Origin of the sequence: Chromobacterium sp. IIBBL 290-4 (assembly GCF_024207115.1) — a bacterium.
Classification (GTDB): domain Bacteria; phylum Pseudomonadota; class Gammaproteobacteria; order Burkholderiales; family Chromobacteriaceae; genus Chromobacterium.
Genome location: NZ_CP100128.1, coordinates 3,460,227 through 3,483,220, shown reverse-complemented (window position 1 = coordinate 3,483,220; position 22,994 = coordinate 3,460,227). Strand labels below are relative to the sequence as shown.

The 22,994-nt window shown below is 60.6% G+C and carries 20 protein-coding genes; 6 read left to right on the top strand and 14 right to left on the bottom strand.

The features are described 5' to 3' along the window. Positions 1–34: 34 nt before the first annotated feature. From NKT35_RS16275 to NKT35_RS16230, 10 genes are all read right to left on the bottom strand, one after another. Entirely contained in the window at positions 35–874 is an 840-nt protein-coding gene (locus NKT35_RS16275) for an ABC transporter permease subunit (RefSeq protein ID WP_254294889.1), read from the bottom strand. Next, on the bottom strand, positions 871–1,776 hold the full coding sequence (locus NKT35_RS16270) for an ABC transporter permease subunit (RefSeq protein ID WP_254294887.1): 906 nt from the start codon (positions 1,774–1,776) through the stop codon (positions 871–873). Before NKT35_RS16270 ends, NKT35_RS16275 begins: the two co-directional genes overlap by 4 nt. A 188-nt stretch (positions 1,777–1,964) precedes the next feature. After that, positions 1,965–3,065, bottom strand: coding sequence for a polyamine ABC transporter substrate-binding protein (locus NKT35_RS16265; RefSeq protein ID WP_254294885.1), 1,101 nt, complete (start codon positions 3,063–3,065; stop codon positions 1,965–1,967). Between the two features lie 606 nt (positions 3,066–3,671). After that, positions 3,672–5,018, bottom strand: coding sequence for a prephenate-dependent tRNA uridine(34) hydroxylase TrhP (gene trhP / locus NKT35_RS16260; protein ID WP_254301405.1), 1,347 nt, complete (start codon positions 5,016–5,018; stop codon positions 3,672–3,674). A 24-nt stretch (positions 5,019–5,042) separates the two neighbouring features. Next, complete coding sequence (locus NKT35_RS16255) at positions 5,043–5,462, bottom strand: hypothetical protein (RefSeq protein ID WP_254294883.1); 420 nt, start codon at positions 5,460–5,462, stop codon at positions 5,043–5,045. A 157-nt stretch (positions 5,463–5,619) separates the two neighbouring features. Next, positions 5,620–5,835 carry a hypothetical protein gene (locus tag NKT35_RS16250; RefSeq protein ID WP_254294881.1) on the bottom strand — a complete coding sequence of 72 codons (216 nt, stop codon included), beginning with the start codon at positions 5,833–5,835 and terminating at the stop codon, positions 5,620–5,622. 15 nt (positions 5,836–5,850) lie between these two features. After that, complete coding sequence (locus NKT35_RS16245; RefSeq protein WP_254294879.1) at positions 5,851–6,672, bottom strand: ferritin-like domain-containing protein; 822 nt, start codon at positions 6,670–6,672, stop codon at positions 5,851–5,853. A 46-nt stretch (positions 6,673–6,718) separates the two neighbouring features. Next, positions 6,719–10,636 (bottom strand): ATP-binding protein, encoded by a 3,918-nt coding sequence (locus tag NKT35_RS16240; protein ID WP_254294877.1) that lies wholly within the window; start codon positions 10,634–10,636, stop codon positions 6,719–6,721. 2 nt (positions 10,637–10,638) lie between these two features. Beyond that, positions 10,639–11,367, bottom strand: a complete 729-nt coding sequence (locus tag NKT35_RS16235) for a response regulator (protein ID WP_254294876.1) — start codon at positions 11,365–11,367, stop codon at positions 10,639–10,641. A gap of 13 nt (positions 11,368–11,380) precedes the next feature. After that, positions 11,381–12,571: an EAL domain-containing response regulator gene (locus NKT35_RS16230; RefSeq protein WP_254294874.1), complete on the bottom strand. Its 1,191-nt coding sequence runs from the start codon at positions 12,569–12,571 to the stop codon at positions 11,381–11,383. Positions 12,572–12,859: 288 nt separating this feature from the next. Between NKT35_RS16230 and fliW the strand changes: the two genes are divergently transcribed. Together fliW and NKT35_RS16220 are read left to right on the top strand one after the other, a co-directional pair. Continuing rightward, positions 12,860–13,309, top strand: coding sequence for a flagellar assembly protein FliW (gene fliW / locus NKT35_RS16225; RefSeq protein WP_254294872.1), 450 nt, complete (start codon positions 12,860–12,862; stop codon positions 13,307–13,309). Further along, positions 13,306–13,896, top strand: coding sequence for a DNA-3-methyladenine glycosylase I (locus NKT35_RS16220; RefSeq protein WP_305883438.1), 591 nt, complete (start codon positions 13,306–13,308; stop codon positions 13,894–13,896). The genes fliW and NKT35_RS16220 overlap by 4 nt, the downstream gene beginning before the upstream one ends. Before the next feature lie 25 nt (positions 13,897–13,921). Here NKT35_RS16220 and NKT35_RS16215 read toward each other — a convergent pair whose 3' ends face one another. From NKT35_RS16215 to NKT35_RS16205, 3 genes are all read right to left on the bottom strand, one after another. Further along, positions 13,922–15,349 carry a sensor histidine kinase gene (locus tag NKT35_RS16215; protein ID WP_254294865.1) on the bottom strand — a complete coding sequence of 476 codons (1,428 nt, stop codon included), beginning with the start codon at positions 15,347–15,349 and terminating at the stop codon, positions 13,922–13,924. Further along, positions 15,346–15,810, bottom strand: coding sequence for a putative pterin-binding protein (locus tag NKT35_RS16210; RefSeq protein WP_254294864.1), 465 nt, complete (start codon positions 15,808–15,810; stop codon positions 15,346–15,348). Before NKT35_RS16210 ends, NKT35_RS16215 begins: the two co-directional genes overlap by 4 nt. A 168-nt stretch (positions 15,811–15,978) precedes the next feature. After that, entirely contained in the window at positions 15,979–17,151 is a 1,173-nt protein-coding gene (locus NKT35_RS16205) for a flagellin N-terminal helical domain-containing protein (RefSeq protein ID WP_254294862.1), read from the bottom strand. A 207-nt stretch (positions 17,152–17,358) separates the two neighbouring features. On the opposite strand from NKT35_RS16205, the gene NKT35_RS16200 reads away from it, so the two are divergent. The 3 genes from NKT35_RS16200 (at position 17,359) to NKT35_RS16190 (ending at position 21,405) form a co-directional block, all read left to right on the top strand. Further along, a complete protein-coding gene (locus tag NKT35_RS16200) occupies positions 17,359–18,663 on the top strand; it encodes a S10 family serine carboxypeptidase-like protein (protein WP_254294860.1) in 1,305 nt (434 codons plus the stop codon). A 26-nt stretch (positions 18,664–18,689) separates the two neighbouring features. Further along, positions 18,690–20,084, top strand: coding sequence for a CoA transferase (locus NKT35_RS16195; RefSeq protein ID WP_254294858.1), 1,395 nt, complete (start codon positions 18,690–18,692; stop codon positions 20,082–20,084). A 133-nt stretch (positions 20,085–20,217) separates the two neighbouring features. Next, positions 20,218–21,405 carry an MFS transporter gene (locus NKT35_RS16190; RefSeq protein WP_254294856.1) on the top strand — a complete coding sequence of 396 codons (1,188 nt, stop codon included), beginning with the start codon at positions 20,218–20,220 and terminating at the stop codon, positions 21,403–21,405. Here the strand turns inward: NKT35_RS16190 and NKT35_RS16185 are convergent. Next, positions 21,402–22,211: a substrate-binding domain-containing protein gene (locus NKT35_RS16185; RefSeq protein ID WP_254294854.1), complete on the bottom strand. Its 810-nt coding sequence runs from the start codon at positions 22,209–22,211 to the stop codon at positions 21,402–21,404. The genes NKT35_RS16190 and NKT35_RS16185 overlap by 4 nt on opposite strands. Positions 22,212–22,240: 29 nt before the next feature. Here NKT35_RS16185 and NKT35_RS16180 point away from each other — a divergent pair, with 29 nt between their 5' ends. Next, positions 22,241–22,990 carry an MgtC/SapB family protein gene (locus tag NKT35_RS16180; protein ID WP_254294853.1) on the top strand — a complete coding sequence of 250 codons (750 nt, stop codon included), beginning with the start codon at positions 22,241–22,243 and terminating at the stop codon, positions 22,988–22,990. The last annotated feature ends 4 nt before the right edge of the window (positions 22,991–22,994 follow it).

The window sequence follows — 22,994 nt, the reverse complement described above, 5'->3', positions numbered from 1 at the left end:
AGATTCTCCTTGTGCCGCACTGCGAAGCCCCGGCTCAGCCATTGGCGAAAGCCAGACGCATTTCCTTTTCGCGCTTGCGGGTGCGCGCTCCCATGTAAAGATTGGCCGCCACCACGCCCACCGTCACCAATACGATGAACAGCGTGGCCAGCGCGTTCATCTCCGGATTCAAACCCAGCCGCACCCGCGAGAAAATCACCATCGGCAAGGTGGTGGAGCCGGGGCCGGACAGAAAGGCCGTCAATACCAGGTCATCCAGCGACAAGGTGAAGGACAGCAGCCAGCCCGACACCAAGGCCTGCGAAATCAAAGGCAGGGTGATGACAAAGAACACCTTCAAGGGCCGCGCGCCCAGATCCATCGCAGCCTCCTCCAGCGACAGATTCAGTTCGCGCACTCGAGATTGCACCACGATGGTGACGTAGGAGACGCACAGCATCACGTGGCCGATCCAGATGGTGAACACGCCCCTCCCCTCCGGCCAGCCAAAGCTCTGCTCCATCGCCACGAACAACAGCAATAGGGAGATGCCCTGGATCACTTCGGGGATCACCAAGGGCGCATTGACCATGCCGGTAAACAAGGTGAACAGGCGGAAACGGCCGAAGCGCCCCAGCACGAAACCGGCCCAGGTGCCGATCACCACCGACGCCGTGGCGGTCATCAGCGCGATCTTCAGGCTGAGCCAGGCGGCGGTGATCAGCTCGTCATCCTCCAGCAGCGCCGCATACCATTTGGTGGAAAAACCCGACCACACCGTCACCAGCTTGGACTCGTTGAAGGAATACAGCACCAACAGCACGATGGGCAGATACAGGAAGGCATAGCCGAATCCCAATACCAGGAAGGCCAGCGGTTTGCTCGGCTTGATCATCGCGATTCCTCCATCGTCTTCACCTGGTAGTGCTGGAACAAGGCCATGGGCACCAGCAGCAGCAGCACCATGCAGCAAGTCACGGTGGCGGCCATCGGCCAGTCCATATTGTTGAAGAATTCATCCCACATCACCCGGCCTATCATCAGCGTGTCCGAACCGCCCAATAACTCCGGTATCACGTACTCCCCCACCGCGGGGATGAACACCAGCAGGCTGCCGGCGATGATGCCGTTCTTGGACAAGGGCAAGGTCACCTGCCAGAACGCGCGCCACGGTTTGGCGCCCAGGTCATAGGCCGCCTCCAGCAGCGTCAGGTCCATTTTCACCAAGTGGGCGTACAAGGGCATGATCATGAAAGGCAGGTAGGAAAACACCATGCCGATATAAACGCCCCAATTGGTGTGATACAGATGCAAGGGTTTGCTGATCACGCCCAGCCACAGCAGGAACTGGTTGAGAAAACCATCGTTCTTCAGAATGCCTATCCAGGCGTAAACCCGGATCAGATAGGAGGTCCAGAACGGCAGCATCACCATCATCATCAGCGTGTTGCGCGTCGTGCCTTCGGCGCGGGCGATGTAATACGCCATCGGGTAGCCGATCACCAGGCACAACACCGTGGAAACAAAGGCCATCTCCACCGAACTGATATAGGTGGCGAAATACAAGTCGTCGTGCAGCATGAACTTGTAATGGCCGATATTCAGCGCGATGGAAAAGACATCGTTTTCCAGCTTGCTCAGCGGGGTGTAGGGCGGAATGCCCAGTTGCTGCTGCGAAAAGCTGATGCCGACCACCAGCAGGAAAGGCAGCAGAAAGAAAACAAACAAGAATAAGAAGGGCACGGCGATCGCCGTCGTCCTGCCCGACGGCAAACCTTTCAGAACCGGTAGTTTCATGGCGGCACCACGACGCGCGAAGCGTCCGAACATTGCGTCCCATCGGCGACTCCCCATCGCCGACCCCATCCGCCCCAAGGAGCGGACAATGTCCCACGGCTGTCCGGCCGTCCCGGCCAAGCCGGGCGGCGGACTATTGTTGTGCGATTCAGGCGAAGCCGGATGGAAACATTCGGCTCAGGGTGGGCTTAGCGGCCGGTTTTCAGCTGCGTCCACAGGCGGTTCTGCAGGCGCATGATGTCAGGCGGCAGCGGCTTGAGCAGGAACAGCGTCTTCATGACCGACTCCGGCGGGTAGATGGTCGGATCGCTGGCGATTTCCGGCTTGACGAACTTGCGCGCCGCCGCGTTCACCGTCGGATAGAACACCTCGTTGGTGATTTCGGCGTTCACTTCCGGGGTTTCGATGTAGTTGATCCACTTGTGCGCCTCTTCCGGATGCGGCGCATCCTTGGGGATCACCATCACATCGAACCAGATCGGCGCGCCGGACTTGGGAATCACATAGCCCAGCTGATAGGAGCGCTTGGCTTCGGCGGCGCGGTGCTTGGCGATATTGACGTCGCCCGACCAGCCCAGCGCCAGACAGATGTCGCCATTGGCCAGGTCGTTGATGTAGCCGGAAGAGTTGAACTGGGTGATGTAGGGCCGGATCTTCTTCAGCGCTTCGAATGCGGCCTGGTAATCGGCGGGGTTCTTGCTGTTGGGGTCCTTGCCCAGGTGGTGCAAGGTGACGGCGAACACATCATTGGCCTGATCCAGCACCGACACGCCGCAATCCTTCAACTTGGAAACATATTTGGGATCGAACAGAATGTCCCAGTTGTCGAGCGGAACGTTATTGCCGAGTATGGCCTTGACCTTGGTGAAGTTGTAGCCCAGGCCATCCGTGCCGTAAGCCCAAGGCACGCCATGCGCGTTGCCGGGATCGGCGTCGACGATCTTGGCCATCAGCGATTTATCCAGATTGGCCAGATTGGGCAGCTTGGACTTGTCCAGCTTCTGGTAAATGCCGGCCTCGATCTGCTTGGCCATGAAGTTGGAGGTCGGCACCACGATGTCGTAGCCGGCGCGGCCGGTCAGCATCTTGGCTTGCAAGGTGTCATCGCTGTCGTAGACATCGTACTTCACCTTCACGCCGCTCTGCTTTTCAAAGCCGGGGATGGTGGTTTTGGCGATGTAGTCCGACCAATTGTAAACATTGAGCACCTTGTCGGCGGCCCCCGCGCCGACAGCGGGCAAGGCCAGCAACAGCGAGCACAGAACTTTGCGAACCAGTTTCTTGTTCATGACAGGCTTCCATAAGTAGCACAACCATCAATGCCCCTGGGCAGGGGTTTCCCGAATACCGCGCTTCTGCACATCTTCGACCGAGCGCAAGCGCCAAGCCGGAATAAACTGCCGCTAATGCCACCATATACCCTGGATGGCCAGCCGCCATGTTTTTACGCGTTACAGCTTGTAATGTGAATGGATCCAGTCGAAATCCATTCGGCAGGAACCTTCAAAGAACTGGTTCACGGAAGCGAGGCGGGATGCCTGTCATTGTTATTTGCGGCGCTAATGGTTTTCCGATGGATTGATTGTTTAAAATAATCAACACATCTGGACTTATGTAACTACTTTTTAACCATAATTACTTAAACTTGCAATCGCCGGCTAGGTCGAAGGATTCGCGTTTCCTCTGTCTTCCCGCGCATCGGCCATCCGGCATGACAGCACCCTCTGCTGTAACCCTCGCCAAACATCGAGATAAGCTTTTGGCATTATTTTCCGCAAGGCCGTCATCCCAGTGGGGCGGCCGCAACACAGGTCTTCGCGCAGGTCTTCGCGCATGCCGATGCTGCAAAGCAAAAAGGCTGCCAGCGGCAGCCTTTTATCGGAAAAAAACTTGGATCACAGCAGGCGGGTAATCAGCGCCTTGTTGTCGTAACCGGCCAAGCCCGGAATGCGCACCTGCATGCCATTGCCCGGCGCCACCTGCACGGCCTCGCCGTTGCGGGTCATTTCGGCCAGCTCGATGATGCGGTTGCCGGACGGGTGGATCACTTCCAGCTTGTCGCCGACGCCGAAGCGGTTCTTCACCTCAACCAGCGCCCAACCCTCGGCATCCACCTCGATCACGTCGCCGACATAGTGGCTTTGCTTGGCCTTGGAATGGCCGGTGAGGTAGTTCTGGTAGTCCTGGCTCTGGTGGCGCTCCAGGAAACCCGGCGTGTAGCCGCGATTGGCCAAGCCGTCCAGATCGGACAGCAGGCTCAGGTCGAAGGGGCGGCCGGCGACGGCGTCGTCGATGGCCTTGCGGTAAACCTGGGCGGCGCGGGCCACGTAGTACAGGCTCTTGGTGCGGCCTTCGATCTTCAGAGAATCGACGCCGATCTTGGCCAGCTTTTCCACTTGCTCCACGGCGCGCAGGTCCTTGGAGTTCATGATGTAGGTGCCGTGCTCGTCCTCGATGATGGGCATCAGCTCGCCCGGACGGCTGCCCTCTTCGATCAGATAAGTCTTGTCGGCCAGCGGATGGCGTTGCTGGCTGCCACAGGACGAGAAGTTCTGATTCGCCTCTTCCAGCGCCTTGTTGAAGTCGAAGTTGATGACTTGCACGTCGCCGGCGTCGTCGCCCTGGGTGTCATGCACCTTGTAGTCCCAACGGCAGGCATTGGTGCAAGTGCCCTGATTTGGGTCACGATGGTTGAAGTAGCCGGACAGCAGGCAGCGGCCGGAATAGGCGATGCACAGCGCGCCGTGCACGAACACTTCCAGCTCGATATCCGGGCATTCCTGGCGGATCTCGGCGATTTCGTCCAGGCTCAGCTCGCGCGACAGGATGATGCGCGACACGCCCAGCTTCTGCCAGAACTTCACGCCCATATAGTTGACGGTGTTGGCCTGCACCGACAAGTGGACCGGCACTTCCGGCCACTTTTCGCGCACCATCATGATCAAGCCCGGATCGGCCATGATCAGCGCGTCCGGCTTCATCTCGATCACCGGCTCCATGTCGGCCATATAGGTCTTGATCTTGCTGTTGTGCGGCAGGATGTTGCTGGCGACAAAGAACAGCTTGCCGCGCGCGTGGGCCTCGTCTATGCCCTGATTCAGCTCTTCCAGCTTGAAGTCGTTGTTGCGGGCGCGCAGGCTGTAGCGCGGCTGGCCGGCGTAGACGGCGTCGGCGCCGAAATCATAGGCGGCGCGCATTTTTTCCAGCGTGCCGGCCGGCAGCAAGAGTTCGGGGGCTTTGATCATTGTGTGCAAACTTCTCGGTAATCAGTTGAGCAGACAGGACACCGGCAACGGCATGCGGTCCGGCTTGACGAAGGCCTTGCGGGCCGCGTCGGCGGACAGCCGTTCGGACGAGTAGTGCTGCTCCAGCACCGCCTTGGCGTCCTGCGCCAGGTCGTTGCAGCTTGTCAGGAAGGCCTGCCAGTCTTCCGTCAAAGCAGGATTGGACTCCACCCGGCTATAGGCGATGGCCAGCAAGGCCATCGTCAGCGTGTGGTTGTACTTGGTCGCCACGCCATGCGCCATGGCGAATCGGGACAAAGCGTGAGCGCAACGCGCCGCCGCCTCCGGCGCCGGGTACTCTCGGCGATAGCCCCAGGCCGCGTACAAGTGGGCTTGATGGTTGAACTCCGATGCAGGCAGCGTATGGGTTTCCAGCTGACGCAGGAATACCTGGTGCTCCATGATGCAGACACTCCGCAATTGCAAAAAGCGACAGGCTCGCCCGACTGGGGAGCCTGTTTATATTAAATTCCGGCGCGATTATGCGCGGCCCGGATGGCATCGTCAAGTCCAAGTGACGCGGATACGCAACTTTAAGCCGCTGTTTTTAAAAGCCGTTTTATTTTCGTGGTTTTTGCAAGAGAATGCATAAAGCGCTCAACTGCCCGGCCAAAGCGACCACCAGCAACACCGGACACAACAGTTTCAGCGCCACATTCCCCACTGCGCCGCCCTGCCACAGGGCCGACAGCGCCATGAACAAGGCGGTGGAGACGACGAGAATGGCCAGCGTCAACTTTCGGCTGCGCTGCATGCGCCCGATCAACTTCATCATCAGATTGGATCTTTCTTAATGGGAAACCGGCGCGGCCAGATTGGCCAGCGCTTCCAGTTCTTCGGCGGAAAAGCCCGCCGCCGCGCGGGCGGCGAAATTGTACTCGCCGGGATAGAGCTGCATGGCGTGCAGCGTCATCAACTCGCGGAATGTCGCCAACGGCTCCAGGCCGCGCTGGCGGCACAACTCGCCAAACCAGCGGTTGCCGATGGCCACATGGCCGATCTCATCGCGCAGGATGATGTCCAGCACCGCGGCGCTGGCATCATCGCCGATGCCGATCAGGCGGCGCTGGATACCCGGCGTGGCATCCAGACCGCGGGCCTCCAGCACTCTGGGCACCAGGGCCATTCTCACCATCGGGTCGTAGTCGGTCTTGCGGCACATCGCCCACAAGCCGTCATGGGCGGGAAAGTCGCCGTATTCATAGCCCAGGCTGCGCAGACGTTCGCACAGCAGGCTGAAATGATACGCCTCTTCGGCAGCCACGCGCAGCCAGTCGTCGACAAAAGCGTCCGGCATATCGCGGAAGCGCCAGGCGGCGTCCAAAGCCAGATTCACCGCGTTGAACTCGATATGGGCGATGGCGTGCAGCATGGCGCCATGGCCTTCAGGCGTAGACAGGCTGCGACGCGGCACTTTGGCGGGATGGACCAACTCCGGCCGATCCGGCCTGCCGGCATCCGCCACATCATAGAGCGGCGCGTCGGCCTGCCGGACCAGCCTGCCCGCTCGCCATCCGGCATGGACAGCCTCGGTCTGCGCCATCTTGGCGTCGACCTCGCGGCACAGCAAGGCGCTTTCCAGCAATGGGTAAAGGGGTATGCTTTGCTCCATGAAGGCGGATTCTAATCCGCCTGCCCAGATCAGGCAAAGCCCGCGCTCAATTCACGGTTTCATCCTGTCCGGCCAGCCAGGTCTCGAATACCGCCAAGGTTTCTTCGAAATGGCCCATCGCTTGACCCGCGGCGGCCAGATCCTTGCCTTTGCCGGCCTTCTCCACCTTTTCGGCCGCGTCACCCATTTCATTGCACCCCACCATGCGGCTGGCGCCCTTGATACGGTGAGCCGCGAAGCCCACCCTATCCGCGTCCGCCGCCTGCAAGGCCGAGCGCAATTCGGCGACATCTTCCTGGTTGCCGGTCTGGAATTCACGCAAGATTTCCAGCTCCACGCTCAGTTCGCCATTGCTGTACACCTCCAGCACGCTGCGGTCCACCGGGCAGACTTCGGCCGCAGACGCGGCGTCCTGAACCGTCTCCGCCGTTTCAAGCGCAGGCTCGAATACCGTGTCGGCCGGGAGCGGCTCGGCCTGCGGCGCATCGCCAGCTTCGCGCGCCGGCGACAGCCACTTGATCAACACATTTTCCAGCGACAGGATAGACAAAGGCTTGGTCAGGAAATCATCCATGCCGGCTTCTCGCGTCTTGTCCACCTCCTCCTTCGCCGCATTGGCGGTGCAGGCGACAATCGGCACCCGCCCGCGCTCAGGGTGCGATTCCTCATGCGCGCGCACCAGCCTGGCCAGCTGGTAGCCATCGATGCCCGGCATGTGGCAATCGGTCAGGATCAGGGAGTAGCGCCCGGCCAGCCACTTGCTGAACGCTCGATCCCCATCCTCGGCCCAGTCCGCCGGGTAGCCCAGCTTCTCCAACTGCCGCAGCGTCAGCTTGCGATTGGTGGGATTGTCCTCCGCAAACAGTATCGGATAGAGTCCCGGCGCCGCGCCTTTGGGCTGATCCGGCAGCGGCGCCGGAGCGGCCTCCTGCGGCACCCGCTGCTCGGGCAGCACCACCGGCTCGACCAATTCCGCCAGCCACTCCACCTCCAGCAGCAGGCGGGCGCAACTGCCCTTGCCCTGCTCGCTCTCCATCTCGACATGGCCGCCCATCAGCCCGGCCAGGCGGCGGCAGATGGCCAGCCCCAGCCCGGTGCCGCCGAAACGGCGCGTGGTTTCCGAATCCGCCTGGGTAAAGGGCTGGAACAGCTTGCTCAATTGCTCCTGCGACATGCCGATGCCGGTGTCGGTCACCTCGAAGCTCAACACCTGGTAATTGGCCACGGTATCCATCACCTTGACGCGGATGTCCACCTGGCCGCGCGAGGTGAACTTGATCGCGTTGCTGATGAAGTTCTGCAAGATTTGCCTGACCCGCAACGGATCCATCACCAGGGTCGGCGCCAGTTTCTCGTCCAGGACCAGCTTCAGCTCCAGCCCCTTTTTGCTGGCGTTCTCGTGGTACAGGCTGCGCACGCTCTCCATGAATGGCCGCACCGCGGTGCGCGTCGGAATGATCTCCAGCCTGTCGGCCTCGATCTTGGAGAAATCCAGGATATCGTCGATCAGCCTGAGCAAGGTATTGGCCGAATCCTGTATCGTCGCCACGGTGTCGTGCTGCTCGGCGTCCAGCTTGGTCATGGCCAGCAGTTCCAGCATGCCGAGCACGCCGTTCATCGGCGTGCGGATCTCGTGGCTCATGGTGGCGAGGAAGGCGCTCTTGGCGCGGTTGGCCGCATTGGCCTGGTCGCGCGCCATCCTCAGCTCGAATTCGGCCATCTTGCGCTCGGTGATGTCCAGGCAGGCCAGAATGATCACCGACTCCGCCGCGTCGGGGAACAGCAGCTGCCCCTCGAACAACACCCAGATCGGCCGGCCGGTGCCGGTCAGGCATTCCAGTTCGCAATGAATGCGGGCGTTGTCGTGCTGCATTTTGGACATCTGCTCGGCCAGCTCGTACCAGCCGTGCTCGGAGGCCAATAGCTCCATCAGGTGCATGCCGGACAGGCCGTATTCGTCGCCGACGTCGAATATGCTTTCCGCCGTCAAATTGGCGCGGGTGATCTGGAAATGCTCGTTCAGGCGCAACAGGCCGACCGGCGAGGCCGAATACACCGCCTCCTCTTCCTGCAACACCGCGCGCAGCTGGGCCTCGGACAGCTTGCGCCTGTCCTCCTCGGCGTAAAAGCCCAGGATATTGGCGTAGGCGCCCAGCAAGGGCAGGATGCTGATGCCCAGTTGCGACAGCGTGGGCCGCAGCAGGCACACGCCGGCTGCAGCCTCGCCGCCCAGCATCACCGGCAAAGACACCCAGGACGGCTGCGCGGACAGATTGCGGAACAAGGTCGCCAGCGGCGCCTGGGAAAGCGAGAGCTGCTGGATTTGCGGCAGGAACTCCGGCCAGGCGCCGGCCTGCAGCTGCAGCGCGTTGTCCACGTCGTCCGGTCCGGCGCAGGCCACCAGAATGCATTGCTCGGAGCTGGTGAAGTCCAGAAAAGTATTCTGCAGCCGCTGGAAAACCGCGTCGCGCGCCGAGTGGGACAACAGCATCGCCTCGATTTCCGAAATCACCGACAGCAATGCCACGCTGCGCTCCAGCGAGGTTTCCGCCAATCTGCGCTTATGCTCGTCGCGGACGATCAAGATATTGAGCGGCGGCGTCGCATCTTCCAGAAAGCGGCTGACGCTGAGCATGGCATGAAAGCGTTCGCCGCCGCTGCCCACCGCCGACACCGGCAGCGTCCGCCCCACTTGAATGTCCAGCGCCGCCAGCACCGCATGCAGATCGTCGTCCATATCGAACAGCTGGCGCACCGGCATGCCGATCAAGTCAGCCATCGCATAGCCGAACATTCTGCCGGCGCCCTCGTTGGCGGTGGCGATCACGCCGTTCTGGCCCACCACCAGCATCGCGTCGCCCGACACATCCAGCATGCGCTGCAGAAAGTCCAGCGGCCGCAGCACCTTGCGCACCATGACGAACACCAGAAAGGCCAGCAAACCTATCGTGGCAAGGCCGAACAAGCCTTCGCGCAGCAGGATGTGCAAGTAATACTGCCGGTTCTCCTGGGCGACCTGTTCCGAGCGTTGCGACACCAGGGCCTGGGTCTGCCGCAGCGATTCGATCAACTCGCGCAGATTCTGTCGATAATCGGTCGCCTGATCGAACTTGAGCCGGCCGTCCATCTGATCGAGCTGCAGCTGGACCAGAAGCTGCAGGCGGCTGGCCTGCAAGGACAGCTGGGCGAACTGCTTGGCCAGGCCGGGGTCGTGGATGCTCGCCACCTTGGGCTGCAACTTGGACTGCGTCAGCATGCTGGCGCCCATGCGGCGCGCCAGATCCTGCTCCACCAGCCGGTCCAGCCTATGATCCAGCGCCGCCCTGAGCAGCAGGCTCTGCGCATTGGAGCGCAGCCAGTAGTCCAGCATCCAGACATCCTGCTTCAGCCAGGCCAGGCTGTTCAGGCGCGGGTCGCCGCTGGCCGACATCTGCACCACATCGTCGTCCAGCTGATGCTGAGCCAGCTCCAGCACATCGCGGGTCTGTTCGTACAAACCCGTGGTCAGGGCCTCGTTGGGGCCTGCGCCGTCTTGCCAAAAAGCCTCCGCCTGCAATTTGAGCTGGTCGAACTGATGCAAAGCCTGCTGCAGGCGCGAGGCCTGATCCTTGCTCTTGGCGTCGCTGCGGGCGGACAGCGTTTGCAGCAATTGCTGCGCAGTCTGCCGGCTCTGCTCGGCCAATTGCCGCAATTCTTGCCGCTCCTGCGCGCTGGGCTGTTTGGCCGACAGCAGCAACTCGCTTATCCTGCCAGCTTCCAGCTGCTTGGCGTCGGCGAAACGGAACAGCAGCGTGGACTCCTGGTTCAGATCCACCAATTGCTCCGCCTGCCGATACTGGTCCCAAGCCGCCCACTGCAACTGCAGCATCACGCCGGCTTGCAACAAGGCCAACAGCAGCACGATGGCCAGCACGGCTCTGCCTATCGCCATGGCCTGGCTGTGCTGCGGTTTGGACAAGAGCATAGTCAGTGCCTCGCTACGGGCGTCACCGCCTCGGGCCCGTCAATGACAAAAATCTGGCTCACGCCATAACGCTCGCTGTGGTTCTGCAGAACCGCAAGCTGATTGGCTGAAATTTCGGCGCCCCTGGGCAGCAGCAAATGACCCGACTTGCTGCGCAGATCGCGCGTCAAAGTCGAGCCTGGCTTGATTTTCTCCAAGGGCAGGCACTGCTCCTGCGCCTCCTCCTCTTCCGCGGGAGTGTATTTCTCGAACAAGCGGCCAAACACTTTTTTATCGTACTCAGTGCCGGTGGCGATGCTGTAATAACTGAAGGGATCGACCTCGGGACGGATGCGCTGCAGCGCATTCTGGATCGCCTTTTCGACATCCGCCGGCTTGGGCGGCTTCACCACGAAGCCATCGGCGTGCAATTGGCTGGCCAGCACCACATTGGCGCGGTCGGCATGGCCGGATAAAAACACGAAAGGCAGATTGGACGCGTTGGCGGTATGGCCGCAACGCAGCTCCTTCAGCAAGTCCATGCCGTTCATCGGCTGCATCTGCACATCGCACAAGATGATATCCACCATGCGCAAATCCAGCAGCCGCATCGCCGCCGTGCCGTCAGCGGCCTGGAAAACATGCTCTTGTCGAATGCCCATGCTGAGCAAAGACTGGGAAATCAGCGTGCGAACCAGGGTTTGGTCATCGACGATCAAAATGCGCAGCCTTGCCAGATCCACTGAAATCATGTCGCCTCCTTTCTCACTCGGCTCCGCCTGCCGTCACCACCGCCAAGCCTTGCAGCTCGTTTTCCAATACCTTGGGCGACACAGCGCCGCCCCTCCCCTCCGGACACCCCATGGCGATCGCCAAGGCCAGGCTTTCCGGGTCGTCCAGCCCCGTCGCGCACACCCCGGCCGGCGACAGTCCAAAATAGCGCAGCATGCGGAACGCGTTGGCATCTTCCCCCAGAGCAGTCCGCATCCAGCTTAAGGTGTCGATAGGAACGTTCACATGATCGAACGGCAGCTTCAGCAAATTGCCCGCCGTAAGCGAGCCGGAGCCGAAAGAATCGGCCAACAGCCTGAAGCCCAGATACTTGATCTTGGCGATATTCTCGAAGCAAAGCGCGTCGGCCTTGCGCGTCAGGCCATCGGCCAGCTCGAAACCGATCCGCCGCGCGGAAACGCCATATTGCTGCAAGATCACGAAACAATGATCAAACACATTGTCCGCCCGCAGGCAGGCCTCATCGATCTGGATATTCATCTGCCCCTCGGGGAAAACGCCCCCTTTCTCCTGCAGCAGCCTGGCCACTCGCTCAACCATCGTCTCCAGGGCGATGGCCGATGCCATCTGCCGGCCGGCAAGCAGTTGGAACAGAAATTCCACATCATAGCGATGGGCGTTGTCGAACAAGGCGGCGCTCAATCTCAGCGCGATCAAGCCATGATCGGCCAAGCGATGGACCGGTTCGAACTCCAGGGAATAATTGTCCGCGCAAAGATCTCCCATCACCCTCTCGATGTCGGACGGACCCTGCATGTCCTCGCGCTCCATCTCATTGAACAAGGCGTTCAGCGAGGCGAGGAAGGCCTCCGCGGAATAGGGCTTGGACAAAAAACGGGTACAGGAGATGCCCAGGCTGACGGACATGTCCGCGATGGTTTGCAGCGTTTTCCCGTCATAGCCGGAAATGATCAGCAAGGCGGATTGATAGCCCAAACGCGAGACATTTTTGATGAAATCGATGCCGTTCATTCCCGGCATGCCGATGTCGGTGATCACCAGTTGATAGCCGCCTTCGGCTATGCTGCGCAGCGCCTCGGCAGGATCGCTGAACTCATCGATCTGCACCGCATAACGGCTGAAGAAACTGGCTTGCCTAGAAATCAATTTACGCAATACCAGCTGGTCATCCAGAATCAAGAACCGCTTCGGCTTCAGCTCCATAGCGCGCACGCCCCTCCCAAGGCGGAGCAACACCGGCTCCTCTCTGGCAGCGACAGGCGGCATGCGCCGTCGCATCCGAGCAGAACCTATTGAGCAGCTTCCTCTATATGTCCGCCATCACGGGGCCTTGGGCAGACACTAAGACATTCGCGTACCGCGACTTAACGTAATACCATGTATAGGCTGACAAATTTGCCAGCACAAGACAGCGCGCCCATGCGCGCGGCCGGCAAGCGTCAAAACGATGGGATAGACCGCCCCTCCGGCGCCCCTCACCAGGAGAGCATCATGCATTTCACTTCAGACCAGCTTGGCAATGTGGAAGTCGATGAAACCACCATCATCACCTTTCCCCAGGGCATTCCCGCGCTGGAAAGCTGCACTCGCTTCAAGCTGTTCCACGACGCCACCCACCCCAATCCGCATATGTTCTGGCTGCAATCGTTGGACGCGCCCGGCATCACCTTCAGCCTGACGCTGCCGGAGCAGCTGGGCGTCCGTTACCAGATCCAGCTGAACGACGATGAGGTCGAGCATCTGCAATTGAAAGGTCCGGAAGACGCCGCGATCCTGCTGATGCTGTATCGCCCATTGCAACTGGAGCGCGAATCCCATCCCGCCCTCGGACAGCTGCAAGCCAACCTGGCCAACCCCCTGGTCATCGGCCTGTCGTCGCAACGAGGCATCCAGAAAACAGGACTTCAACTCGATGTCCTCCTCCACTCTCCGGAAATATGAACCTGAAACGATGCCCTTGGTGCGGGACCGATCCCTTGTACATGGCCTACCATGACCAGGAATGGGGCCGTCCCGTCCACGACGACAGAAAGCTGTTCGAAATGTTGATCTTGGAAGGCGCCCAGGCCGGGCTGTCCTGGATCACGATATTGCGAAAACGCGAAGGATATCGAGCCGCGTTCCACGGCTTCGATCCGGTCAAGGTAGCGGAAATGAATGACAGCGATGTCGAAAGGCTGATGTCCGACGCGTCCATTGTCCGCAACCGGCTGAAAATCAACAGCGCCATCCGCAACGCCCGGGTCTTTTTGCAAATGCAGCGCCAGCATGGCAGCTTCGCCTCGTGGCTATGGGCTCAAGCCGATGGGCAGGCCGGAATCAGCCATTGGCAAGATTACCGGGACTGCCCAGCATCGACCGAGCTGTCCGACCGCATCAGCCGCCACTTGAAAAAGGCCGGCATGAACTTTGTCGGCAGTACCGTGATATACGCCTTCCTCCAAGCCTGCGGCGTCGTCAACGACCATGTCGTCGACTGCCATCTCCACCCGGACAAGCTGCGAGAGGAGCCATCGGCCTCAAGCTAAGCCCGCCCCGCCCGCATCCGGCCTGTCACTCGGCAGGCCGGCTTTGCTCCTCAGCGATCGGCGCAGCCTCATTGCCGGCGCCGGATTCGCGCAAAGGAATCCAAACCCTGAAAGCCGATCCAGCGTCCACTTCGGATTCAAGCTCGATGACGCCGCTGAACAAGCCGACCAGCTCTTTGACAATGGACAGCCCCAGGCCATTGCTGCCGGGCCGCCTATGCTTGCAGCGGCTATAGGGTTGAAACAACCGGTATCTATCCTCTTCCGCGATGCCAATGCCAGTATCGCGGACCTCGATCAGCAGGCATCGCGCGCCATCCCTCTCCGCCAGGCCCGTGCTCAGCGTCACGCCGCCGTGGTCGGTGTAACGGATGGCGTTGGACAGCAGGTTGCCGACGATTTGCCGCAAACGGATCTCATCCAGCCAAGCCTGTTCCGGCAGTTCGCCCCCCTCATAGGCCAGATACAGGCCGCGCGCTTCCGCCAGCGGCTTCATCGTATCCAGCAAGGAGCGGAAAATCTTGTCCAGCCCGACCAGACCTGGATTCAGGCGCAACTGCATGTTTTTGATCGCCGAGATATCCATGATGTCCCTCAGCTGGGAAGCCAGCTGATCCATGCCGACCCGCAAGCGCTGCATCGCCATCGCCGCCGGCCCTTGGCGCGCGATGGCCGGCTCGATCAACTCCAGGCACATTTGCATGGACTGCATGGGCGAACGGATTTCATGCCCCAGCGCGCCCAGAAAGGTGATCCGCTCCAACTCCAGATCCACCGTCGCCTTATGCGCGGCCCTTTCCTGCTCCAGCAAGGACTGCCTGGCCTCGGCCAAGGACTTCATCTCCCGATAGCGGAACAACATCAGCAGCACGCCGGCGATGCCGAAGCACAGCACGATCTGCCAGACCATCATTTGCGAGCGCTGGTTGGCCAAAGCCTTGCTGCGCGCCACCCGGGCCGCCAATTCCGCCCGCCGCGTCTGCACCGAAAAACTGGCCAGCACCGGGCGGGCCTCATCGATCCGGTTCACCATCGCCAGCGCCCTGGCGGCCGTCATTGCCGGCCACTGTCCATCATGAATCAGCGGCTTCAGCGTGGCGGTCAGCTCGTAAAAACCCGACACCTGGCTCAGCAGACGGTGGACCAGCACGCTGTCAGGCGCCTCGAACACCAGATAGCGGCTCTGCAGCAACTGGCGCTGCCGGTCCAGATCCGGCTGCCGTCCCTCCGGGCTGAGCGAAAAATGGATCAACTCCGCGCGCGTGCGCTCCAGTTCGACATGCAATTGCGCGACCGTCCAATACAGCTCTTCGCTCTTGCCGCTATCGATCAAAGCCTCGCTGGTCCTATCCATCCGGTAAAAATTCCAGCTCGCCGCCAATACCAAGATCAGCAAGGCCGCCCCCAGCAGCCAGATCGCTTTGCCCTTGCCCAGCCAATCTGTCTTTTTCACATCACCTCCATGGCATCCACCTGCCATACCAGCTTGGCGTCCAGCGGCGGCCCTTTATCATCCTCGGCCATAAAAGGCAGCGGATACATCAGCCACAGCGGCCCATAATGAGAAACATCGAAAGGCTTGTTGTCTATGCGCCTGGCCAGCACGACATTGCGGCGAACCAGCTCCGTGACCGGGATGTCGTAACGATAGTAATTGATGGCCAAAATGCGCACGGTCTTGCCGCGCGCCTCCACCCGCGCCAGGATGTCCCGGACCAGCGGACCGCTGAAAGTGACAACCGGCGTCCAGCTGGTTGCCGTCCGGATCGGAATTTGCCGCATCCCGGCCAGGTCGCTGTCGCGGAATTGGTAAATCCCTCGCTTGGCATCGGTAAAGCGGGCAATCTTGCCCGAAATCGTCAACACGACAGGATCGCTCTCCGCCTGCGCCCAGGCGCAGCAGAACAGGCTCATGAGCAGGCAAAAAAGCCTCAATGCCGCCATTCCCATCCCCATTTCATTCGAAACCGCCCCATTATATTCAAACCGGCGGCATCGCGTCCGGCCAAATGGACAGAATGCAAAAAGCCAGCGGAAAACCGCTGGCTTGAAGCGTGGATGGCCTAAGCCATCGTTTGCGAATTATTGCAGCAGGGACATGGCCAGGCTGTTCATGCTGCCGCTTTGCTTCAGCATGGAGGTGCTGGCTTGCATCAGCATCTGCTTGGCGGTCATGTTGGCGCTTTCGTTGGCGTAATCGGTGTCCATGACGCGACCCTTGGCAGCCAGGGTGTTGTTGTTGATGTTGGACAGGTTGTTGATCACGTGATCCAGACGGTTGGCGTTGGCGCCCAGCGAGGAGCGAACGGTGCCCACAGCATCCAATGCCTTGCTAATAGTGTCGATCGTCGAACTCTTGCCAATTTCATCCGAGCTGCCGGCGGCAACTACAGAAGCGTAAGCCGCGACGGAACGATCCAGCGCGTCTTTGGCTTTTGCGGTGGCCGCAGGGTCAGTGCCCGCTACAGCTGCCGTCCATGCAGTAGATGCCGCAGTGACCGCATCAGTAGCGTCCTTGACATCCTTATTGGTGCTCGTTTTAGTAATGTCCGTCATCGCAGTAATTGCGGTGGTCAATGCCGTTTGCTTGGCCGCAGTTGTGGGATCCAGCTTCAGCTCGGCAGCCGCGGCATCTACCGCCAGCTTCTTAGCAGCAACTTTATCCGCATCCGAAGCCGCCGGAGCAGGACCGCTCGGGGTAGAAACATCTTTTTCATACTTTTTGGAAACATTGCCTAAAGCTGTATCCAGCACGCCCAGATCGCCAGACAAGTCCACACCCATGGACTCGGTCGAGGCCGCGCCGATCTGGAAGCTGATTGCCTTGGTAAGCTTGCCGCCTTGCAACAGCTTTTCGCCGCCGAAGGAGGTGTTCTTCATGATATTGGTCAGTTCCTTGCCCAACTGATCGAACTCAGACTGCATGGCCTTCTTGTCCGCATCAGTCGCGGTGGCGTTGGCGCCTTCGGTGCCCAGATCCTTCATCCGTTGCAGGATGTTGGTCACTTCGTTCAGCGCGCCTTCGGCGGTTTGCAGCATGGAGATGCCGTTCTGGGCATTCTTCATGGCGACGGTCATGCCGCGGCTTTGCGCGTCCAGACGGGTAGCGATCTGCAGGCCGGCAGCATCGTCCATGGCCGAGTTGATTCGCAGGCCGGTGCCCAGGCGGGTCATGGAGGTGGACAGCGCGCCTTGGGTGCTGTTCATATTGGACTTGGTGTTCAGTGCCGCGATATTGGTGTGCAGGCTCAGCATGGAAATGCTCCGTCTAGGGTTGGTCGAAACCGGCATCGGCTGCCGTTACCCACACAAGGCGGCGCCAGGCGCGCGCAACTTAAATCACAACAAATCGTGAATAATCACAGTGGGTATATCAAACAAAATCCGCGTTCAGTTCGGATGCGTCTATAAGCTATAAAGACTTACCGAACCAGTAGGTTTCCCTGCGCCGGGAGGCTTCACATGAATGCGAAAGTCAATCCCTTCCTGTTCGAAAGCGCCGCGCTCACCTATCTGCCCGGCCTGGGCAATATCCGCAGCCTGCAGAAGGCCGGTTACCTTTCCGTCGGCGACGCCGCCGGCGGCTGGCTGTACTTCTGGTTCGGCGAAGCGACCGATCAGCCGGAGTCCGCGCCCTTGCTGGTTTGGATCAACAGCAATCCGGAATCCAACGCTTTGAGCTATCTGTTCGGCGAGCACGGGCCCTATCAGATAGACGGCAGCGGTCGGATTCGCGGCAATCCCTTCAGCTGGCTGCAAAATGTCAACTACCTCATCATCGACCAGCCGCTAGGGCACGGCCTGTCTTTCGCCTCGCATGAGCGTTATCTGCCGGAAAGCCATGACGAAGCCTGCCAACAGCTTTATCACGCGCTGCAGGAGTTCTTGCTCAGATGGCCGGCTTACCGCCAGCTGGATTGCTATCTGTTCGGCAGCGGATGGGCCGGCCACACGCTGACACGGCTGGCCAACTGCATTCTCGACGGCAACGGCAATGGCCAGCCCCCTATCGCGCTGCGCGGCATAGGCTTGGGCAATGCCCGCATCGCGCCGGAAATCCAGCTGGAGAGCGATGTCGAATACGCCTACCAACACAGGCTGATCAATCTGCGCGAACTGGAGCAAGCGCGCGACATGCTGCGCCACTTTGACGACTTGGCCGCTTCCGACATTCCCCTGCAACGCAAACAGGCCTGCCGGCTGGTGGCGGAAATCGAACAATTCATCCTGCAGTGCAGCGGCAGAAGCGCTGGGGATATCCGCCTGCCTCCGCAACAGGCTGACAATGCGCATCTGAAAGAGTATCTGGCCAAACCAGCCGTCCGGCAGGCTCTGCACATCGACCCGCGAACAGAAAACCAGGCCATCGCCCAGCAGCCTCCCCTGCAAGACGCCTTCCGGCTTGAGACTTCATCGCATTTGTTTCCGCGGCTGCTGAATGAGCTGAAAATCTTGCTTTACCAAGGGGAATACAGCCTGGAGGGCAATTACCTGGGCATTGACGCCTGGCTCAACACCTTGCAATGGAGACAAGCCGAAGCATTCCGCAATCAAAAACGCGAAGCTTGGCGCCCTTACGGCCTTTCGGCGGGATTGATCCGCGAATATCAGAGCCTCACCCATGTCATCATTCAGAATGCCGGACAACGAGTCGCCAGGGATCAACCCGCCGTCGCGCAGGCCATGTTGAAAGCCTTTCTAGGGCGAAACGCCGGCGCGGCCGAAAATGACAAACGGATTGACCGGATCACATTGCCCGGTTATTAATGGCTATCCCACCATGGAGAATAGCCATGTCCATCGCCCAAAGCGCTGTCGCCCAACTATGGCGGCATTGCGAATTTGATCCATCCTGGCTGGACGCCTTGCGCCTGACCGGCGCGGAGCCCGTCCTGCCCTCTTCTTTCCCTTTGGCCAGCGCTGCGCAGGCCAGCCTCGCGGCCTGCGGACTGGCCGCCGCGGCCTTGTTGCATCAACGCGGCGGCGGCAAGCAACAAGTCAGCGTGGACATCCGCCACGCGGCGGCGGAGCTGAGGTCCGAACACTATATCCGGGTAAACGGCGAGCAGCCGACCGACCCCTGGGACAAGATCGCAGGACTGTACCGCACCGGCGATGGCGGCTGGGTGCGCATCCATACCAACTTTCCGCATCACTGCCGGGGCGTGCTTGAACTGCTGGCTTGCGAATATGACAAGTCCGCCGTGCAGGAGGCCCTGTTGCGCTGGAATGCCTTTGATTTCGAAAACGCGGCGGCCGAACGCGGACTCGTCGCCACCGCCTTGCGCAGCTTCGAAGAATGGGATGCCCATCCTCAAGGGCAGGCGGCGGCAAGCCTGCCGCTGTTTTCCCTCACCCGCATCGGCGATGCCGAACCCTTGGCCTTGCCGGCCGCGGACCGCCCGCTCTCCGGGATACGCGCGCTGGATCTCACCCGCATCATCTCCGGTCCGGTCGGCGCCCGCACCCTGGCGGCGCACGGCGCGGACGTGCTGCACATCACCTCGCCCAAACTTCCCACCGTCGCCACTCTGGACATCGATACTTGCCGCGGCAAACGCAACGCCCACCTGGATCTGACTCAGCCGGCTGACCGGCAGTCCTTGCAAGCCTTGCTCGCCGAAGCCCACGTCTTCCTCCAGGGCTACCGCCCCGGCGGGCTGGCGGAACTGGGTTTTTCGCCGGAGCAGGCCGCGCGGATCCGCCCCGGCATCGTATACGCCTCGCTCAGCGCCTATGGCAACGACGGTCCCTGGTCTTCCCGGCGCGGATTCGATTCATTGACTCAGACCGCCAGCGGCTTCAATACCGCCGAGGCCGAAGCCGCCGGCAGCGACACCCCTCGCCCCTTCCCGGCCCAGGCGCTGGATCACATCGGCGGCTACCTGCTGGCTTTGGGCATCCTCGCCGCCTTGCATCGCCAGCAGACCGAAGGCGGCAGCTGGCATGTGGAAGTGTCGCTGGCGCAAACCGGCCACTGGCTGCGCCATCTCGGCCGCGTGGATGGCGCGATGAGCCTCCCGCTGCCCTCCCTGGACGATGTCCACCCCTTCTTGGAGGAAAGCGCTTCCGGCTATGGCCGCTTGCTCGCGGTGCGCCATGCGGCGCAGCTGTCGACGACGCCGGCCCGCTGGGAGCGGCCTTCCACGCCGCTAGGCAGCCATCCGGCCAGCTGGGCTGACAATTAGTACAGGCAAAAGCCGCCCAGGCGAGCCGCTACACTGGACGGCTCGCCGGCCGGCTTGCACTTGAGCCGCTGGCGCATCCCAGGCCAGGCCCGCAATCCGCAGGCCGCGCCTTCGCTTCTGTCTAGAGAACGCCATGAAGACTAATAAATACGCCGTAGAAGGTCAGTTGTTCGTCAGCTATGTTTTGTTCGCCATGTGCTGGGCCGGCGGCAGCGCCTTCATTCCGCAAATCATGCGCGAGATGGGCATCCACGACCTCGCAGCCGGCTCGCATATCAGCAATGCCGTCGCCGCAGCCAAACTACTGGGCTCCTTCATCGCCGCGGCAATCTTGTCCCGGCTGCTGGCGCGCAAATCCATCGCTTTGGCAATGGGTTTGATGGCGATCGGGATACTGACGCCATTCATCCACAATTATCCATTGCTACTGCTGGTCCGCTTCTTGATGGGGCTGGGCGGCGCGCTGCTGGTTGTCTATTTCGCTCCCATCGTCATGCTGTGGTTCAAGCCAAGAGAGCTGGCACTAGTCAATGGCATCAACTCCGGCGCATTCAACATCGGCACGGCCATCGTCTTGTTTGGCTTGCCGATCATGCAGCATTGGTTTGGCGGCTGGCAAAACACCCTGCTGGCGATTTCGCTGGGCAGCGTGCTTTGCTTCGTCTTATGGCTGGCGTTCGGGGCGGAAGGCGTTGTGGCGCAACAGCATGCCGGGCCGCGCCAGACCTTGCGCCAGGGATTGGCTGAGCCTTTTAACTGGCTGCTTGCCTTCACCTACTGCGGGACCTTGTCTTTCTATGTGATGATGTTCACGTTTTATGCAAATGCCGGCATCGCGGAAGCCAAGTTCATCACCCTGGGCGGGCTGGGGGGCACAATCGCGGGAACCTGGCTGACAAAAAGAACGCAGCGCCGCCTGATCGTCCTTAGAGTTTCCGGCTTATTCCAGCTATTAGCCATTATCGGGCTGCACGCCCAAGCATGGCACTGGACCGAAAATGGAAATCTCATCACGGCAGCCGCCTTGGCGGCAGGCTTCTTTATTTACCTCCCCATGCCAAGCTTGATCACGCTGGCGCAAGAGCAACCAGGCATGACGCCGGACAAGGTATCGGTCACCTTCAGCCTGTTCTGGTTTCTGAGCTATCTGGCCGCCACCATCGCGCCTTATATTTTCGGCCTGCTGGTGGATGCCCAAGGCGGCGACTACTCGCTGGCCATGGCTTTCGCCACCCTGGCATCTTCTACCTTTTTGATAGGGTCGCTACTATTGCGCGAAAAACGCGAACCTGCCGCCCGGCAGGCCGCGCAATCCGCCTAAACGGCAAGACGCCGCTGATTGAGCTTAGCCGGAACGCGCAAGTCCCGCTCCGGCAAGCTGTCTCCATGCATCAACGCCAGCACCAACTCCAAACTGGTTGAGACCAATGCGCGGCAATCCTGGTCGATCGCATCGATTGGCACAGGCAGACAGTCCAACAAGGGGTGATCGTCAAAGGTCAAAAGATACTGTGGCCCATCGCGCATCTGATGTTGTTCGCGGATAAAGGCAAGCGCACCCTCCAGCAATATGAGCGCAGTGGTGAAAAGCGCTTGCGGATAACGGCCATGCCGCTGATACCACTCCTGCATCAAGGCATAGCCCGTCTCAAGCCGAAAATCCCTCTCCGTCACCCACCCTTCTTGCTCCACGAGCCCCCCCTCGGATAGCGCCTGCCGATAACCGTCCAGCCGCTCGCGGCTGGGCGACAAGCCTGGCGTTCCGCCAAAGAGCACCAACTCCTTAACCCCTTCGGCCAATACGGGTCCAAGCAATCCCACCACGCTCGCCTTCGCATCCGTCACTACCGATGGAATGCCGCTTCCAGGAACATGGCGGTCGATAAACACGAATGGCAAGCGCTCAGTCCACGGCACATAGCGCTCAGGCTCGCGGCCGCAAGGCATGACGATCAAACCATCCACTTGCCGCGCGGCAAGCTGGGCGATGCTAACCGCCTCACGCTCGGGATCCTCATCGCTGGTCGCTATCAAGAGTTGGTAACCTTGAGCCGCTACTTGCCATTCCAACAGTCCGCAATGCGCCTCTTGGGCAAGCTGCCCGCACTGATTTAAGATGCTTGTCATTCAGTCTTAATTTTCGCGATGGGTGCTTCATGATTTACACATGGCAGGATTTGCTGGCTCAGTATTGGGGCGGCGCCAAATGGCAGATCAATTTATTGGTGATCGCCAACTTGCTAGGCGGCTTATGTCTGGGCAGCTTGCTGGGCTATGAGCGCTGGTATAACGGCCGCGCCGCCGGCATGCGCACTTACGGCCTGGTCTGCATGGCTTCGGCGGCGGCGGTCAGCATCATCGGTTATGTCGGATATTGGTACGGCGGTGACGCGCCGGTTGCGACGCCGCCGGACATGACGCGGGTCGCGCAAGGCGTGTTGACCGGCATAGGCTTTCTGGGCGCCGGCATGATCATGAAGGAAGGCTTGAGCATCAGCGGCCTGACTTCGGCCGCCTCGGTGTGGATGTCGTCGGTGATCGGCATCCTGATAGGCGTGGGCTTTTATGGCGCGGCCATCGCGCTGACCTTGCTATGCATGGTCTTCGTCACCGTGGTGAACCGCATTGAAAGCATCCTGCCGCGCCGGGTGAGCCTGTTCGTCAACGTCAAGCTCAGCCCGGAACACAATTGGACGGTGGAAACACTGGCCGGCCGTCTCAATCCCTTCGGCTTAAGGCTGCACGAGGAAAGCATCAGCATCCAGGCGGATGCCAGCGGCACGCGCTGGAGCTTCATGATCTCGGCCCAGAACCGCCGCACCTTCATCAGCGTGGTGGATCTGGCGCGCGACATCATGGCCGCCGATCATATTCTGGAGCTGGATCTGCAGCCGGCGCGCAATTGATTCC

Bases quoted from the DNA above. Each gene is read 5' to 3' on its own strand.
- NKT35_RS16190 (WP_254294856.1), top strand. From the start codon at position 20,218: ATGAAGACTAATAAATACGCCGTAGAAGGTCAGTTGTTCGTCAGCTAT.
- NKT35_RS16235 (WP_254294876.1), bottom strand. From the start codon at position 11,367: ATGATTTCAGTGGATCTGGCAAGGCTGCGCATTTTGATCGTCGATGAC.
- NKT35_RS16275 (WP_254294889.1), bottom strand. From the start codon at position 874: ATGATCAAGCCGAGCAAACCGCTGGCCTTCCTGGTATTGGGATTCGGC.
- NKT35_RS16250 (WP_254294881.1), bottom strand. From the start codon at position 5,835: ATGATGAAGTTGATCGGGCGCATGCAGCGCAGCCGAAAGTTGACGCTG.
- NKT35_RS16270 (WP_254294887.1), bottom strand. From the start codon at position 1,776: ATGAAACTACCGGTTCTGAAAGGTTTGCCGTCGGGCAGGACGACGGCG.
- NKT35_RS16240 (WP_254294877.1), bottom strand. From the start codon at position 10,636: ATGCTCTTGTCCAAACCGCAGCACAGCCAGGCCATGGCGATAGGCAGA.
- NKT35_RS16255 (WP_254294883.1), bottom strand. From the start codon at position 5,462: ATGGAGCACCAGGTATTCCTGCGTCAGCTGGAAACCCATACGCTGCCT.
- NKT35_RS16210 (WP_254294864.1), bottom strand. From the start codon at position 15,810: ATGAGCCTGTTCTGCTGCGCCTGGGCGCAGGCGGAGAGCGATCCTGTC.
- NKT35_RS16220 (WP_305883438.1), top strand. From the start codon at position 13,306: ATGAACCTGAAACGATGCCCTTGGTGCGGGACCGATCCCTTGTACATG.
- NKT35_RS16185 (WP_254294854.1), bottom strand. From the start codon at position 22,211: ATGACAAGCATCTTAAATCAGTGCGGGCAGCTTGCCCAAGAGGCGCAT.
- NKT35_RS16195 (WP_254294858.1), top strand. From the start codon at position 18,690: ATGTCCATCGCCCAAAGCGCTGTCGCCCAACTATGGCGGCATTGCGAA.
- fliW (WP_254294872.1), top strand. From the start codon at position 12,860: ATGCATTTCACTTCAGACCAGCTTGGCAATGTGGAAGTCGATGAAACC.
- NKT35_RS16230 (WP_254294874.1), bottom strand. From the start codon at position 12,571: ATGGAGCTGAAGCCGAAGCGGTTCTTGATTCTGGATGACCAGCTGGTA.
- NKT35_RS16180 (WP_254294853.1), top strand. From the start codon at position 22,241: ATGATTTACACATGGCAGGATTTGCTGGCTCAGTATTGGGGCGGCGCC.
- NKT35_RS16200 (WP_254294860.1), top strand. From the start codon at position 17,359: ATGAATGCGAAAGTCAATCCCTTCCTGTTCGAAAGCGCCGCGCTCACC.
- NKT35_RS16245 (WP_254294879.1), bottom strand. From the start codon at position 6,672: ATGGAGCAAAGCATACCCCTTTACCCATTGCTGGAAAGCGCCTTGCTG.
- NKT35_RS16205 (WP_254294862.1), bottom strand. From the start codon at position 17,151: ATGCTGAGCCTGCACACCAATATCGCGGCACTGAACACCAAGTCCAAT.
- NKT35_RS16265 (WP_254294885.1), bottom strand. From the start codon at position 3,065: ATGAACAAGAAACTGGTTCGCAAAGTTCTGTGCTCGCTGTTGCTGGCC.